Below are 14,642 nucleotides of genomic sequence, written 5' to 3'. Positions count from 1 at the left end.
CACCGGAGCTGACAACGGAGGAACCGATATGTCACATGATCCTTTCCAGGAACGCGAAGCCGAAAAATACGCGAATCCTATCCCCAGCCGCGAGTTCATCATTGAACACTTAACAAAACGCGAAAAACCCGCCAATCGTGAAGAACTTGCCGTTGAATTAAACATTGAAGGTGAAGAGCAAATTGAAGCCCTTCGCCGCCGCCTGCGCGCGATGGAGCGCGACGGGCAACTGGTCTTTACCCGCCGTCAGTGCTACGCGCTTCCCGAACGTCTTGACCTGCTGAAAGGCACCGTCATCGGCCACCGTGATGGCTATGGCTTCCTGCGCGTAGAAGGCCGTAAAGACGATCTTTATCTTTCCTCTGAGCAGATGAAGATGTGCATTCACGGTGACCAGATCCTGGCGCAACCGCTGGGCGCGGACCGTAAAGGTCGCCGCGAAGCGCGCGTGGTGCGTGTCCTGGTCCCTAAAACCAGCCAGATTGTTGGCCGCTACTTTACCGACGCAGGCGTGGGCTTTGTGGTGCCGGACGACAGCCGCCTGAGCTTCGATATCCTGATCCCGCCTGAAGAGGTGATGGGCGCCCGTATGGGCTTTGTGGTGGTGGTTGAACTCACCCAGCGTCCTACCCGCCGCACCAAGGCGGTCGGGAAAATCGTCGAAGTGTTGGGCGATAACATGGGCACCGGCATGGCCGTTGATATGGCGCTGCGTACTCATGAAATTCCTTACGTCTGGCCGAAAGCGGTTGAAGAGCAGGTTGTCGGCCTGAAAGAAGACGTGCCGGAAGAGTCCAAGGTGGGCCGCGTGGATCTGCGCGATCTGCCGCTGGTGACTATTGATGGTGAAGATGCCCGCGACTTCGATGATGCCGTTTATTGCGAGAAAAAACGCGGCGGCGGCTGGCGTCTGTGGGTTGCCATTGCTGACGTAAGCTATTACGTGCGCCCGCATACTCCGCTGGATAACGAAGCGCGCAGCCGTGGAACGTCGGTCTACTTCCCGTCGCAGGTAATTCCGATGCTGCCGGAAGTCTTGTCTAACGGCCTGTGCTCCCTGAACCCGCAGGTTGACCGCCTGTGTATGGTCTGCGAGATGACCATCTCCACCAAAGGGCGCTTAACGGGTTATAAATTCTACGAAGCGGTAATGAGCTCCCATGCACGCCTGACCTACACCAAGGTCTGGCATATGCTGCAGGGCGATCAGGATCTGCGTGAGCAGTATGCGCCGCTGGTGAAACACATCGAAGAGCTGCATAACCTCTACAAAACGCTGGATCAGGCGCGTGAAGAGCGCGGCGGGATCTCGTTTGAGAGCGAAGAGGCGAAGTTCATCTTTAACGCTGAACGCCGCATTGAACGTATTGAGCAGACCCAGCGTAACGATGCCCATAAGCTGATTGAAGAGTGTATGATTCTGGCAAACATCTCGGCGGCACGTTTCGTTGAGAAAGCCAAAGAACCTGCGCTGTTCCGTATTCACGATAAACCGTCGACCGAAGCCATCACTGCGTTCCGCTCCGTGCTGGCTGAACTGGGTCTGGAACTGCCTGGCGGTAACAAGCCAGAGCCGCGTGATTACGCTGAATTGCTGGAGTCGATTGGCGATCGCCCGGATGCGGAAATGCTGCAGACCATGTTGCTGCGTTCCATGAAGCAGGCGATTTACGATCCGGAAAACCGCGGTCACTTCGGTCTGGCGCTGCAGTCTTACGCCCACTTTACCTCGCCGATCCGTCGTTATCCGGACCTTTCCCTGCACCGCGCGATCAAGTATCTGCTGGCGCAGGAGCAGGGTCATAAAGGTAATACGACCGAAACCGGTGGCTACCATTATTCAATGGAAGAGATGCTGCAACTCGGTCAGCACTGTTCCATGGCCGAACGTCGTGCAGATGAAGCGACGCGCGACGTGGCAGACTGGCTGAAGTGTGACTTTATGCTGGACCAGGTAGGTAACGTCTTTAAAGGCGTGATTGCCAGCGTCACCGGTTTTGGTTTCTTCGTCCGTCTGGATGAACTGTTTATCGACGGTCTGGTGCATGTCTCCAGCCTGGATAACGACTATTACCGTTTCGACCAGGTCGGGCAGCGCCTGATTGGCGAATCTGGCGGCCAGACCTATCGTCTTGGCGATCGCGTGGAAGTGAAGGTCGAAGCCGTTAATATGGACGACCGTAAAATTGACTTTAGCCTGATCTCCAGCGAGCGTGCCCCGCGTAATGTGGGTAAAACGGCGCGTGAAAAGACGAAAAAAGGGGGCAACGGCAACAGCGGTGGCAAACGTCGTCAGGCGGGTAAGAAGGTAAACTTCGAGCCAGACAGCGCGTTCCGCGGTGAGAAGAAACAGAAGCCGAAGGCCGCAAAGAAAGAGGCCCGGAAGGCGAAAAAGCCGTCCACCAAAACGCAGAAAATTGCGGCTGCCACCAGGGCAAAGCGCGCAGCGAAGAAACAGCAGGCGGAGTAATTCTCCCCCTCAACCTGACCCTCTCTCCTGCGGAGAGAGGGAAAAGAAAAGACAGAACGAGAACCATCAATGAGTGAAATGATTTACGGCATCCACGCGGTGCAGGCCCTGCTGGAGCGCGCACCGGAGCGTTTTCAGGAAGTGTTTATTCTGAAAGGGCGTGAAGACAAACGTCTGATGCCGCTGATCCACGCCCTGGAAGCACAAGGTGTCGTGATCCAGCTGGCGAACCGCCAGTTCCTGGATGAGAAAAGTGAAGGTGCCGTTCACCAGGGCATTATTGCCCGCGTTAAGCCAGGTCGTCAGTATCAGGAAAACGATCTGCCGGATCTTATCGCCGGGCTGGAAAATCCATTCTTCCTGATCCTTGACGGCGTGACCGACCCGCACAACCTTGGCGCATGTCTGCGAAGCGCAGATGCGGCAGGTGTTCATGCGGTTATCGTGCCGAGGGATCGCTCTGCACAGCTTAACGCGACGGCGAAGAAAGTGGCCTGTGGCGCAGCGGAAAACGTACCGCTGATCCGCGTCACCAACCTGGCGCGCACCATGCGTATGCTGCAGGAAGAGAATATCTGGATCGTCGGTACCGCGGGTGAAGCGGATCATACTCTGTATCAGAGCAAGATGACCGGCCGTCTGGCCCTGGTGATGGGTGCTGAGGGCGAAGGTATGCGCCGTCTGACCCGTGAGCATTGCGATGAGCTGATCAGCATTCCAATGGCGGGCAGCGTGTCGTCTCTGAACGTCTCCGTGGCAACAGGTATCTGCCTGTTTGAAGCGGTACGTCAGCGCGGGGAATAAACAGCAAGGCCGTCCTGAGGACGGCCTTTCGTATTTTCTGTGGGAGAGTCACCAGACGGTGAAAAACTCACTCCTCCAGTGACCGCAAATGGTCATCCTTCCTGAGCGTCATCAGCGCGAAGATACTCACTACCGCCGTTGCCATGACGTAATAAGCCGGAATATCCAGGTTGCCCGTCTCTTTAATCAGCCCGGTAATAATCAGCCCCGCGCAGCCCGAGAAAAGGGCGTTCGACAGGGAATAAGCCAGCCCAAGCCCGGTATACCGTACGCGCGTCGGGAACATCTCTGAGAGCATCGCCGGCCCGGGGCCTGCCAGCATCCCCACCAGACCACCCGCAATCAGCACCACCAGCGCTTTGATTGCCAGCGTGCTGGACTCCGCCTGTAAAACCTTCAGCAGCGGCAGGGCAAGGAGCAGCAGCAACGTGGTGGCGACGATCATCACCGTGCGGCGTCCGATTTTGTCGCTCAGGATCCCGGACGGAATAATCGTCAGCGCAAAACCGATATTCGAAATCACCGCAATCAACAGCGCCTGATTAAACCCGGTATGCAGCGCCGACTGCAGATAGGTGGGCATAATCACCAGATAGGTATAACCCGCGGCTGACCAGACCATCACCCGGCCAATGCCCATCGCAATGGCGTTGAGCGTGGCGACGGTATCAGCCTGAGCGGCAACCGGCTTTTCCTGCTGCTGCACAAAGCTTGGCGTCTCTTCCATACTCACCCGCAGCCACAGCGCCACCACGCCCATCGGTAATGCCAGGAAGAACGGGATGCGCCAGCCCCAGTCATGCAGGGCTTCCGGTGTCAAAAGGGCGGAGAGCAGTGCGACAATGCCAGCGCCTGCTAACAGGCCCAGCGCGACGGTAAATGACTGCCATGCACCGTAGAGGCCCCGCTTGCCGCGTGGGGCAAACTCCGTCATCAGCGAGACGGCGCCGCCATACTCACCACCGGCGAACAATCCCTGCAGGATGCGCAGCAGCGTGATAATCAGCGGGGCGGCAATACCGATGCTGGCATAGACCGGCACAATACCGATTGCGGCGGTGGCCAGCGTCATCAGCACCAGTACAATAATCAGCGTCGGTTTTCGGCCTATCCGGTCACCTATTCTGCCAAACACCACCGCGCCCAGCGGGCGGAAGAAGAAGGCGATGGCAAAGGAAGCGTAGGTAAGGATCAGGCTGGTCAGCCCCGCGTCCCCCTCAAGCTGGAAGAAGTTCTTCGCAATTACGGTCGCCAGAAAACCATAGACCGCAAACTCATACCACTCGATAAAGTTACCAATGGAGCCTGCAATTAATGCACGCTTGTGCGCGTCCGGTTGCATAACGTTCCTCACTGAAAGGGGGTAAGAATAAATTATTCAACAAAAGCGAATGCGCGAAATAGTTTATTCTTATGTTCTGTGAGCTATTTCACGAATGATATCAGCGGGATCGTCATCGTGTGACCTCACTCCCATGCAGCGTGCACGTGGCCTGTCCATACTTATCTTCATTGCCACTGAAGGAGGGAGACAGCATGCACTGGCAGACCCATACCGTTTTTAATCAACCTGCACCGCTCTCAAACAGCAACCTTTTCCTCTCTGATTGCGCTCTGCGTGACGCGGTTGTTCGCGAAGGCGCCGAGTGGGATATCGAGCTTCTTGCCAGCATCGGCCAGCAGTTAGGAACCGCGGAATCGCTGGAGCTGGGCAGGCTGGCGAACGTTAATCCGCCGGAGTTATTACGCTATGACGCCACAGGGGAGCGACTGGATGACGTTCGCTTTCATCCCGCATGGCACCTCTTAATGCAAGGACTTTGCGCCAACCGTGTCCATAACCTGGCGTGGGAAGAGGAGGCGCGCAAAGGCGCGTTTGTCGCCAGAGCTGCACGTTTTGTCCTGCACGCTCAGGTAGAAGCGGGCACGCTTTGCCCTGTTACCATGACCTTTGCTGCTACACCGCTGCTGCAACAGGCGCTGCCCGAGCCATTCCGTGACTGGATCACGCCGTTAATGAGCGATCGTTACGATCCTCATCTTGCCCCAGGGGCGCAAAAGCGTGGCCTGCTGATTGGCATGGGGATGACAGAAAAACAGGGCGGCTCGGACGTACTCAGCAATACCACCAAAGCGGAAAAGTGCAGTGACGGCAGCTACCGGCTTATCGGGCATAAATGGTTTTTCTCTGTGCCGCAAAGCGATGCGCATCTGGTGCTGGCCCAGGCGAAAGGGGGGCTGTCCTGCTTTTTTGTTCCACGCTTTTTGCCTGACGGGCAACGCAATGCCGTACGTCTGGAGCGGCTGAAAGAGAAGCTCGGCAACCGCTCTAACGCCAGCAGCGAAGCGGAATTCCTGGATGCGTCCGGCTGGCTGCTGGGGGAGGAGGGAGAAGGGGTACGCCAGATCCTCCGAATGGGCGGCCTGACGCGGTTTGACTGCGCGCTGGGCAGCCATGGGCTGATGCGTCGGGCTTTATCCGTGGCGCTTTACCATGCGCATCAACGCCAGACGTTTGGTAAAAACCTTATCGACCAGCCGCTCATGCGCGATGTGCTGAGCCGCATGGCGCTGATGCTGGAGGGCCAGACGGCACTGTTGTTTCGTCTGGCCCGGGCGTGGGACAGGCGTGCCGATCCTCAGGAGGCCGCCTGGGCGCGCCTTTTCACCCCCGCGGCGAAATACAGCGTCTGCAAAGCGGGTATCCCGTTTGTGGCGGAAGCCATGGAAGTGCTCGGCGGCACAGGCTACTGCGAGGAGAGTGAGCTTCCCCGTTTGTACCGTGAGATGCCCGTGAACAGCATCTGGGAAGGATCCGGCAATATTATGTGCCTGGACGTTCTGCGTGTACTGACGAAGCAATCCGGCATTCTCGACCTGCTTGTGGATGATTTTGCCCAGGTAAAAGGGCAGGACAGGCACTTCGATCGCAGCTGGCGTCAGCTTCAGCAAAAACTGCGAAAACCGCAGGAGGCGCAGGGACGGGAGATCACGCAACAGCTTTTCCTGCTGGGGGCCGGAAGTCAGATGCTGCGTCACGCATCGCCACCCGTGGCGCAGGCGTGGTGCCGCATGATGCTTGATACCCGTGGCGGTACGCTGATGAGCGAGCAGGTGCAAAATGACCTGCTGTTGCGTGCCACGGGCAGGGTTGGCTAACTCTTTAGCTGGAACAGGCTCACCAGTTGGGTGAGGTGTGAGCCTTTCTCACGCAGCGTGTGTGCGGTTTGTTCGCTGCGTAAGACGCGGTCGGCGTTGATGTGCGACGCTTCGCCAATGTGGGTCATGGCCAGATTAACCTGGCCTATTCCCGCGGATTGCTCGCGGGACGCATGGTTAATCTCCGTGACCAACTTGTTGATATTATCGATGTGCACGATGATGGAATCCATCGCCAGACGCGTTTGTTCAGACAGCGCATGGCCTTCGCTGACTTTTCTGAGCGTATCACCGATGAGCTGTTCAATTTCCTTCACCGCGTTGGCGCTGCGTCCTGCCAGCGCGCGCACCTCCTGCGCCACCACCGCAAAACCTTTTCCGTGCTCGCCTGCGCGGGCTGCTTCAACCGCTGCGTTAAGCGCCAGAATGTTGGTCTGAAAAGCGATAGATTCAATCACGCGCGTGATGTCTTCGATTCGCTTTGATGCTTCGCGAATATCATCCATGGTAGCGACAGCGTGGGTGACCGTCTCGCCACCCTGGTGTACCGCGCGCGACGTTTCGCCTACCAGCTGCTGCGTTTGCTCCATGTTGGCGGCATTTTGCTGCACGGTCGCGGCCAGTTGCTCCATGCTGGCAGACGTCTCTTCTACACTGCTGGCCTGCTTGTTAATCTGCCCGGAGATTTCTTCGCTATCGGATGCCAGCGCGTTGGTGCCCATATGGATCTCCGCTGCGGCCTCGCGCACCTGAAGAACAATTTTCTGCAGTCCCCCTCCAATACCGTTAATGGCATCGATGAGCTGACCGACCTCATCCTGGCGGGTCACGGGCAGGCTGGAGCGCAGATCGCCTGCGGCATACTGTCGGGCCAGGTGGATCACATTGCGCAATGGGCGTGTCAGTATGCGTCGTATAATGACCACAAACAGTCCCGCGAAGAGCACTGACAGCACCACCCCTGCCAGCAGGAAGCGGTCGCGCATGGCGGTCACGCTTGAGAGCAGTACCGATTTATCCACTTCGCCGACAATGGCCCAGTTCCAGCCTGGCAGCGGCGTATACGCCATGGTCAGCGTGCGACCATCGGCACTGACGCGCTCCAGCGTGCCGGATTTATCACTCAACAGCTGTTGCTGGATAGCGCTATCCCACTCCGGTACTTTTCCCTCCGCGCTGGTGTGGAACAGATACTGCCCGCGCGTTTTGCCGTGGCTGCGATCCAGAACAAAGAAGTGACCGCTCTCGCCCAGTCGACGGTTGAGGATTTTCTCGCGCATGACGTTCCAGGAGTGAGTGATGTCCACACCAACAAAGATGATTGCAATGACCTGGCCGTCCGCGTTTTTAACCGGCTGGTATTGGGTGATGTAGCGCTTGCCGAACAGCAGCGCCAGACCGCGATAAACCTCGCCCCGGGTGACGGCAGCAAAAGCCGGGCTGGTGGTATCCAGAACGGTGCCCATTGCCCGCTCGCCGTTCTCTTTGCGCAGCGATGTGGCGACGCGCACAAAGTCGTTACCGCTACGCACAAACAGGGTAGAAATTGCCCCTGTCCGGCTCAGAAAATCGTCTGAAAGGGTATTGTTTTCATGCAGTCCGGTTTCCCCTCCTTTCAGGAGCGGAACGTTAATCCCGTTAATCGTCTGGGGTTGAGTGTTATCAACGCTCAGTGGCTGGGGCAAAAAGGTGGTAAACAGCCGGGTATAACTCTCGACCTCTTCACTCAGGCTGGTGTTAAACATCTGCACCATATCGACCATGCCGGTGGACTGATTATGCAGGTCTTCTATCGCGAGGGCTTCAAGCTGCTGGCTGGCTTTTTGGCTGAGCAGAAAAGTGAAAAACAGAAACAGGATGGCGACACTGGCACCGGTAAGCAGCGACAGCTTTGCACCCAGACCTGCACGACGGAAAAAGTTGATCATAAATTGCTCATCATTGAAAAGGTATGGCTTTTCAACGGCACAGCAGAGATAACGTTTACTGTTTTAGTGTAACAAAATGTTATTTAATTGTTTTTAATTGGTTTGCTAAAAGATAAAAAATTTGCAAAAACGAAAAGCCACTAAGAGTAAGTGGCTTTTATCGGAGGGGAGATTACGCGTAGAGAATGGCCTGTACCCGCCAGTGATCGATGTACTGATCTTCCTGCATCTGGATAATGCGATACCATGAAGCACCCTGCTCATCGGCCTTTAATGCAACGACACGTTCAACGTCCTGCGGGCTCCCCGAGATATTATTCACGGAGATCTGGCCAATTTCATTCAGGCCAGTCACACAATCAGCACTGGCAAATTCAGCTGACTGCGCGGTTGTGCTCACAAGACCTGCTGAGAGCAACAGTGTGGTCAAAGCAAGAGTTCGTTTCATCGTCAGCTCCATTTCACATGTCTCCGGTATCCGCCGGGCAATCCTTCGCGAATAAACTCACTTCCATTGTTGCGGGCATGGAGTTTATTGTGGACAGGAAAGTGTCTATGGACGCAAAGCAGTGTAAATGTCGTTCAAATGAAGACGATCATTGACGATACAGAATGGCCTGTGAGTACCACTGTCCCGTAATGATGGTTTCGTCGATCATAATGATGACGTAATAATCTGCTTTGGCGGCGACGGCTTGTGCCTTTATTGCTTCTTCCGCGTCATCCGGGGAGCCGCGAACCAGCGCAGAGACGGTACCCATACGCTGTAATCCTTCCGTCTGATTACGACGGATTTCCTGCGGGTGATCGGCCACCGGGGGAGCGGGTTGTGGCGTTCCCTGCAGCGCGCTACAGCCACTGAGCAGTAACATCAGCAATAAAGCAGCAAACCTGCGCATAACCATATCTCGTTTCCTGATAGCCATAGTGTAGTTGTCTGTGAATTTAGTTTTGGGGGAATGTTCCCGAAGTGTTAGCTGGGGCGTAATTTTCGAATGAAAATAGCGTGAAATCGTAACCCAGTTCTCAACATTATGAATCATTCATCATTACAGGGTCGACAATGATTGAAATTGAAATACGCCATCTGGGTGATCGTGAAATATTACACGCAACACCCGCCGGAAAACGTGAGGAACCACTGCCTGTTATAGTGTTTTATCATGGATTTACCTCATCGAAGCTGGTCTACAGCTATTTTGCGGTGGCACTCGCCCAGGCCGGTTTTCGTGTGGTCATGCCGGATGCACCTGACCACGGCGCACGTTTTACCGGCAACGAACAGGCGCGACTTGGGCAGTTCTGGCACATTTTGCATGGTAGCCTGACCGAGTTTGCCGGGCTGCGCGATGCGCTTTACCAGGCAGGGCTGGTGGCTGATAATCGGCTGGCCGTGGCTGGGGCATCGATGGGCGGGATGGCGGCGCTGGGGATCATGACGCACCATCCAGAAGTGAAGTCAGTGGCTTGTCTGATGGGCTCGGGCTACTTTACCTCACTGGCGAAGACGCTTTTTCCACCTCAGGCACTCACAGAGGTTGAGGCGGCGCTTGCAGAGTGGGAGGTTACCCGGGCGTTACCGCGTCTGGCCGATCGTCCTTTGCTGTTGTGGCATGGTGATGCGGACGATGTGGTTCCACCCGGAGAAACGTTCCGGCTTCAGCAGGCGCTACAGCACGAGGGGCTGGATGGCAACCTGACCTGCCTGTGGGAAGCGGGCGTTCGCCACCGCATTACGCCAACGGCGCTGGACGCCACGGTGGACTTCTTCCGCCAGCACCTTTAAACGCACAGGACGTTGACACCCTGATCTTTCAGTTTCTGGAGGATCTCAGGGTTGGCACCTTTGCCGGTGATCACCATGTCTATCTGTTCAGCACGGCTGAACAGCATTCCTGCGCGTTCGCCCACTTTACTGCTGTCGACCAGCACAACGAGCTTGCCCACCACGTTAAGCATGTTTTGTTCTGCCATGGCGGTCAACATATCGGTTTTGTAGAGGCCATCCGCGGTCAGGCCTTTGCCACTGGTAAACATCCAGTGTCCGGCATAAAGACTGTTTTCGCTGTCCTGCGGGCTGAGTGTGATGGACTGGCTCTTGTTATACTGGCCGCCCATGATCACCACGCTCTCATGCTCCTGATCGATAAGATAGTTGGCGAGCGGCAAATAGTTCGTGATGATTTGTACCGGCTTTCCGCACATCTCCCGACCTAACAGAAACGCCGTGGAGCCGCAGTTGATCACCACGCTCTCGCCGGGGTTCACCAGCTGCGATGCCGCTCTGGCAATACGGACTTTTTCATCATGATTTTGCGCCTGATGAATGTTCATCGGCGTCCAGCGTGGACGCTGCTGGCTAATCGCTTCCGCACCGTTGCGGACTTTTTTCAGCTTACCGCTTTCATCCAGCTTATTAATATCCCGCCGCGCTGTTGCCGGGGAAATCCCTAAACGTTCGATCACTTTCTCAACGGTGACAAACCCTGTTTGCGCCAGGAGTTCCAGTAATATTTGATGCCGTTGCGCTTCCGTCATGAGCTATTCCGATAAGAATTGATTTTAAAAGATGATATTTGAAATAGCGTGAAATTACTAAAAGAAATATGAAACCGCCAGACACTCGGGTCTGGCGATGGGCCTTAATAATCAGAGGAATGACTTGAACGGCAGGTCTGGCTCAAGAGTAAAGCAATCATCAAAGCCACGTGGGTAGTGATACTCGAGATTGTCTTTGTCCAGCGGCCAGGTGAACTTGCCTCCTACCTGCCAGATGAACGGCTTAAAGCCATACTTCAGGCGGTCTTTTTTCATTTCCCACAGTACGCGTATCTCCTGTGGGTCGGCCTGGAAGTTTGACCAGATATCGTGGTGGAAAGGGATCACTACTTTGGTGTTCAGCGCTTCCGCCATGCGCAGCATATCGGCGCTGGTCATTTTGTCTGTAATGCCGCGTGGGTTCTCACCGTATGAGCCGAGCGCCACATCAATCTGATGCTCATTGCCGTGCTTTGCATAGTAGTTTGAGTAGTGAGAGTCACCGCTGTGGTACAGGGAACCGCCGGGCGTTTTAAACAGGTAGTTCACCGCACGTTCGTCCATACCGTCTGGCAGTACGCCTGCGGCTTTCTGATCGGCCGGAAGGGTAATCAGTGCAGTGCGGTCAAAGGCATCCAGCGCGTGGATCTCAACGTCTTTAATTTTGACCACATCGCCCGGTTTCATGACGATGCAGCGCTCTTTCGGTACGCCCCAGCCGATCCATAAATCCACGCAGGTTTGCGGCCCGATGAACGGTACGTCATCGGCACAGTTTTGCATGACCGCTGCCGCCACGTTGACATCAATATGATCGTTATGATCGTGCGTAGAGAGAACGGCATCGATCTGGCGAATGGCGAACGGATCAAGAACAAACGGTGTGGTACGCAGGTTTGGCTGAAGTTTTTCCACGCCCGCCATGCGTTGCATCTGATGGCCTTTTTTCATCAGCGGGTTACCGTGACTCTGTTTGCCGGTGCCGCACCAGAAATCGACGCAAATATTCGCGCCACCTTCTGATTTCAGCCAGATCCCCGTGCACCCCAGCCACCACATTGCAAAGGTACCAGGAGCAACCTGTTCCTGCTCAATCTCTTCATTCAGCCAGCTACCCCATTCCGGGAAAGTGCTCAGAATCCATGATTCACGGGTAATGGTGTTCACTTTACTCATCGTTTTGACTCCTGGTTTAATCAAAAGTAATCAATTGGTGATTTGTTGTGATTAATGCTGTCACCATTTTACGCGCATTGCAACGATCAAAATGTGTAATTTTATCTGCCTGACGTCACGGATGCTCTTCTCGCTTCTTGTTATCTTTTACCGTATTAATCATTAATTGCATGAATTATATTGAAATAATTCTATGTGGCATGCCGGAGTGAAAATCATTACTAACACCAGGGAAATAATTTGCGTGATGCGTCACAAATAATCAGATTTAATCTTGTGATGATTATTTGTGATTAATAGAGTGTTGTCACCAACCGCACAGGGATTGCCCCTCGTGTTCTCATTTCTGGAGAGAGTTATGGAGATCCTCTACAACGTCTTTACCGTGTTCTTTAATCAGGTAATGACTAATGCCCCGCTGTTGTTGGGCATCGTGACGTGCCTTGGCTATATCCTGCTGCGCAAAAGCGTCAGCGTTATTATTAAAGGCACCATTAAAACCATCATCGGTTTCATGCTGTTGCAGGCGGGTTCAGGCATTTTGACCGGCACCTTCAAGCCGGTGGTGGCCAAAATGTCGGAAGTCTATGGCATCAACGGCGCTATCTCTGACACCTACGCCTCGATGATGGCCACCATCGATCGCATGGGCGATGCCTACAGTTGGGTAGGGTATGCGGTTCTGCTCGCGCTGGCGCTGAACATCATTTACGTTCTGTTGCGCCGCATTACCGGTATTCGCACCATCATGCTGACTGGCCATATCATGTTCCAGCAGGCAGGGCTGATTGCGGTTTCCTTCTTTATCTTCGGCTACCCAATGTGGACGACCATTATCTGCACCGCGGTGCTGGTCTCGCTCTACTGGGGTATCACCTCCAACATGATGTACAAGCCCACGCAGGACGTCACCGACGGTTGCGGCTTCTCCATCGGCCACCAGCAGCAGTTTGCCTCCTGGATTGCCTATAAAGTCGCGCCGTATCTGGGTAAAAAAGAAGAGAGCGTCGAAGATCTTAAACTGCCGGGCTGGCTGAATATTTTCCACGACAATATCGTTTCTACGGCGATTGTGATGACCCTCTTCTTCGGTGCCATTCTGCTCTCCTTTGGCATTGACGTCGTACAGGCGATGGCGGGTAAAACCCACTGGACTGTCTATATCCTGCAGACCGGTTTCTCCTTCGCGGTGGCGATTTTCATTATCACCCAGGGCGTGCGTATGTTCGTTGCCGAGCTGTCCGAAGCCTTCAACGGTATCTCTCAGCGTCTGATTCCAGGTGCGGTACTGGCGATTGACTGCGCGGCTATCTACAGCTTCGCGCCAAACGCGGTGGTCTGGGGCTTCATGTGGGGCACCATCGGCCAGCTGATTGCGGTGGGTATCCTGGTGGGTTGCGGCTCTTCCATTCTGATCATTCCTGGCTTTATCCCGATGTTCTTCTCCAACGCCACCATCGGCGTCTTTGCGAACCACTTTGGTGGCTGGCGCGCGGCGCTCAAGATCTGCCTGGTGATGGGGATGGTGGAAATCTTCGGGTGTGTGTGGGCGGTCAAGCTCACCGGTATGAGCGCCTGGATGGGCATGGCCGACTGGTCAATTCTGGCACCACCGATGATGCAGGGCTTCGCCTCTGTTGGCCTGATCTTTATGGCTGTCATCATCCTCATTGCTCTGGCTTATATGTTCTTCGCTGGTCGCTCTCTGCGGGCTGAAGAAGATGCAGAAAAACAAACAGCAGAAGTTTCTGCTCATTAAGGAGTTTCGATTATGACCGTACGTATCCTGGCTGTGTGTGGCAATGGGCAAGGGAGTTCCATGATCATGAAGATGAAAGTGGACCAGTTTTTAACCCAGTCAAACATCGACCACACGGTGAACAGCTGCGCAGTGGGCGAATACAAAAGTGAACTGAACGGCGCGGACATCATCATCGCCTCTACCCACATCGCCGGTGAGATCACCGTGACAGGCAACAAATATGTGGTAGGCGTGCGCAACATGCTGTCGCCAGCCGACTTTGGGCCAAAGCTGCTGGAAGTGATCAACGCGCATTTCCCACAAGATGTGAAGTAAGGACGCAACATGAAACTACGTGATTCGCTGGCAGAGAATAGCTCCATCCTTTTACAGGCCGACGCCAGCACCTGGCAGGAAGCGGTGAAACTTAGCGTAGATCTGCTGGTAAAAGCCGATGTTGTCGAGCCGCGTTATTACCAGGCCATTCTGGATGGTGTTGCAGAGCACGGCCCTTACTTCGTGATTGCACCAGGGCTGGCGATGCCGCACGGCCGCCCGGAAGAGGGCGTTAAAAAAACCGGCTTTGCGCTGGTTACGCTGAAAACACCACTGGCTTTCAACCACGAAGATAACGACCCGGTCGACATCCTCATCACCATGGCGGCTGTTGATGCCAACACCCACCAGGAGGTGGGCATTATGCAGATCGTTAATCTGTTTGATGATGAGGCCAACTTCGACCGTTTACGCGCCTGCCGCACCGAGCAGGATGTGCTGGATTTAATTGATAACGCCACTGCGGCGGCAGTTTAAGAGGGAATTGAAA

13 protein-coding genes are annotated in these 14,642 nt (G+C 54.9%); 7 read left to right on the top strand and 6 right to left on the bottom strand.

All coding sequences use genetic code 11. The features are described 5' to 3' along the window. Positions 1-28 precede the first annotated feature (28 nt). Both rnr and rlmB read left to right on the top strand, forming a co-directional pair. On the top strand, positions 29-2,470 hold the full coding sequence (rnr, locus tag QRN24_RS13965) for a ribonuclease R (RefSeq protein WP_041162388.1): 2,442 nt from the start codon (positions 29-31) through the stop codon (positions 2,468-2,470). A gap of 69 nt (positions 2,471-2,539) precedes the next feature. Beyond that, positions 2,540-3,274, top strand: coding sequence for a 23S rRNA (guanosine(2251)-2'-O)-methyltransferase RlmB (gene rlmB / locus QRN24_RS13960; RefSeq protein ID WP_014168319.1), 735 nt, complete (start codon positions 2,540-2,542; stop codon positions 3,272-3,274). A gap of 67 nt (positions 3,275-3,341) precedes the next feature. On the opposite strand, the gene QRN24_RS13955 is transcribed toward rlmB, so the two are convergent. Then, entirely contained in the window at positions 3,342-4,616 is a 1,275-nt protein-coding gene (locus QRN24_RS13955) for an MFS transporter (RefSeq protein ID WP_040018462.1), read from the bottom strand. Positions 4,617-4,810: 194 nt separating this feature from the next. Between QRN24_RS13955 and QRN24_RS13950 the strand changes: the two genes are divergently transcribed. Then, on the top strand, positions 4,811-6,433 hold the full coding sequence (locus tag QRN24_RS13950) for an isovaleryl-CoA dehydrogenase (protein WP_047355590.1): 1,623 nt from the start codon (positions 4,811-4,813) through the stop codon (positions 6,431-6,433). On the opposite strand, the gene QRN24_RS13945 is transcribed toward QRN24_RS13950, so the two are convergent. The 3 genes from QRN24_RS13945 to bsmA all read right to left on the bottom strand — a co-directional run bounded on the left by QRN24_RS13945 (position 6,430) and on the right by bsmA (position 9,287). Further along, the gene (locus tag QRN24_RS13945) at positions 6,430-8,361 is read right to left on the bottom strand and encodes a methyl-accepting chemotaxis protein (RefSeq protein ID WP_219372619.1); all 1,932 of its coding nucleotides are present in this window, start codon (positions 8,359-8,361) and stop codon (positions 6,430-6,432) included. The genes QRN24_RS13950 and QRN24_RS13945 overlap by 4 nt on opposite strands. Before the next feature lie 172 nt (positions 8,362-8,533). After that, the gene (yjfN, locus tag QRN24_RS13940; protein ID WP_025206250.1) at positions 8,534-8,809 is read right to left on the bottom strand and encodes a DUF1471 family protease activator YjfN; all 276 of its coding nucleotides are present in this window, start codon (positions 8,807-8,809) and stop codon (positions 8,534-8,536) included. A gap of 148 nt (positions 8,810-8,957) precedes the next feature. Continuing rightward, positions 8,958-9,287 (bottom strand): biofilm peroxide resistance protein BsmA, encoded by a 330-nt coding sequence (gene bsmA / locus QRN24_RS13935; protein WP_025206249.1) that lies wholly within the window; start codon positions 9,285-9,287, stop codon positions 8,958-8,960. Positions 9,288-9,424: 137 nt separating this feature from the next. Here bsmA and yjfP point away from each other — a divergent pair, with 137 nt between their 5' ends. Then, entirely contained in the window at positions 9,425-10,147 is a 723-nt protein-coding gene (gene yjfP / locus QRN24_RS13930; protein ID WP_025206248.1) for an esterase, read from the top strand. Here the strand turns inward: yjfP and ulaR are convergent. Continuing rightward, a complete protein-coding gene (gene ulaR / locus QRN24_RS13925) occupies positions 10,144-10,899 on the bottom strand; it encodes an HTH-type transcriptional regulator UlaR (RefSeq protein WP_014168326.1) in 756 nt (251 codons plus the stop codon). The two genes, yjfP and ulaR, sit on opposite strands and share 4 nt — an antisense overlap. Positions 10,900-11,010: 111 nt before the next feature. Then, positions 11,011-12,075, bottom strand: coding sequence for an L-ascorbate 6-phosphate lactonase (ulaG, locus tag QRN24_RS13920; protein WP_020882936.1), 1,065 nt, complete (start codon positions 12,073-12,075; stop codon positions 11,011-11,013). Positions 12,076-12,433: 358 nt separating this feature from the next. Here ulaG and ulaA point away from each other — a divergent pair, with 358 nt between their 5' ends. From ulaA to ulaC, 3 genes are read left to right on the top strand one after another with little or no spacing between them, the layout of a single operon-like run. Beyond that, positions 12,434-13,834, top strand: coding sequence for a PTS ascorbate transporter subunit IIC (gene ulaA / locus QRN24_RS13915; RefSeq protein ID WP_025206247.1), 1,401 nt, complete (start codon positions 12,434-12,436; stop codon positions 13,832-13,834). A gap of 12 nt (positions 13,835-13,846) precedes the next feature. Next, positions 13,847-14,152 carry a PTS ascorbate transporter subunit IIB gene (ulaB, locus tag QRN24_RS13910; RefSeq protein WP_014168329.1) on the top strand — a complete coding sequence of 102 codons (306 nt, stop codon included), beginning with the start codon at positions 13,847-13,849 and terminating at the stop codon, positions 14,150-14,152. Positions 14,153-14,161: 9 nt separating this feature from the next. Beyond that, positions 14,162-14,629 carry a PTS ascorbate transporter subunit IIA gene (gene ulaC, locus QRN24_RS13905; protein ID WP_014168330.1) on the top strand — a complete coding sequence of 156 codons (468 nt, stop codon included), beginning with the start codon at positions 14,162-14,164 and terminating at the stop codon, positions 14,627-14,629. The last annotated feature ends 13 nt before the right edge of the window (positions 14,630-14,642 follow it).

The organism is Enterobacter sp. MEB024, assembly GCF_030209635.1.
Taxonomy (GTDB): Bacteria; Pseudomonadota; Gammaproteobacteria; order Enterobacterales; family Enterobacteriaceae; genus Enterobacter; species Enterobacter ludwigii.
This window is presented reverse-complemented; position numbering and strand designations above follow the sequence as displayed.

Coding starts and splice junctions, on each gene's coding strand:
- rlmB (WP_014168319.1), top strand. CDS start 2,540: ATGAGTGAAATGATTTACGGCATCCACGCGGTGCAGGCCCTGCTGGAG.
- bsmA (WP_025206249.1), bottom strand. CDS start 9,287: ATGGCTATCAGGAAACGAGATATGGTTATGCGCAGGTTTGCTGCTTTA.
- ulaA (WP_025206247.1), top strand. CDS start 12,434: ATGGAGATCCTCTACAACGTCTTTACCGTGTTCTTTAATCAGGTAATG.
- yjfN (WP_025206250.1), bottom strand. CDS start 8,809: ATGAAACGAACTCTTGCTTTGACCACACTGTTGCTCTCAGCAGGTCTT.
- QRN24_RS13945 (WP_219372619.1), bottom strand. CDS start 8,361: ATGATCAACTTTTTCCGTCGTGCAGGTCTGGGTGCAAAGCTGTCGCTG.
- ulaB (WP_014168329.1), top strand. CDS start 13,847: ATGACCGTACGTATCCTGGCTGTGTGTGGCAATGGGCAAGGGAGTTCC.
- ulaC (WP_014168330.1), top strand. CDS start 14,162: ATGAAACTACGTGATTCGCTGGCAGAGAATAGCTCCATCCTTTTACAG.
- QRN24_RS13955 (WP_040018462.1), bottom strand. CDS start 4,616: ATGCAACCGGACGCGCACAAGCGTGCATTAATTGCAGGCTCCATTGGT.
- ulaR (WP_014168326.1), bottom strand. CDS start 10,899: ATGACGGAAGCGCAACGGCATCAAATATTACTGGAACTCCTGGCGCAA.
- QRN24_RS13950 (WP_047355590.1), top strand. CDS start 4,811: ATGCACTGGCAGACCCATACCGTTTTTAATCAACCTGCACCGCTCTCA.
- yjfP (WP_025206248.1), top strand. CDS start 9,425: ATGATTGAAATTGAAATACGCCATCTGGGTGATCGTGAAATATTACAC.
- ulaG (WP_020882936.1), bottom strand. CDS start 12,075: ATGAGTAAAGTGAACACCATTACCCGTGAATCATGGATTCTGAGCACT.
- rnr (WP_041162388.1), top strand. CDS start 29: ATGTCACATGATCCTTTCCAGGAACGCGAAGCCGAAAAATACGCGAAT.